The organism is Pseudomonas sp. PME37.24/025 (assembly GCF_055556615.1).
This window is the reverse complement of the sequence record NZ_JBVHNK010000295.1, coordinates 1-263: the sequence shown is the minus strand read 5'-3', so window position 1 is coordinate 263 and position 263 is coordinate 1. Positions and strand designations below refer to the sequence as shown.

1 pseudogene is annotated in these 263 nt (G+C 41.8%); it reads right to left on the bottom strand.

Annotated features, from left to right (window positions below):
* Window positions 1-263 (bottom strand): annotated as a pseudogene (locus tag ACZ3HH_RS30440) (cbb3-type cytochrome c oxidase subunit I); the annotation flags it as partial.

The window sequence follows — 263 nt, the reverse complement described above, 5'->3', positions numbered from 1 at the left end:
CTGGCATACCCGTTGTAAACATATGATGCGCCCAAACAATAAATGACAAAATCGCAATTGAAGCCGTTGCATAAACCATCGATGCATAACCAAATAAAGGCTTACGAGCAAAGGTTGGAATAATTTGAGAAACAATGCCAAAGCTGGCAAAATCATAATATAGACTTCAGGGTGCCCGAAGAACCAGAAGATGTGCTGATACATGACAGGATCGCCGCCACCAGCAGCATTAAAGAATGATGTTCCAAAATGACGATCTGTCA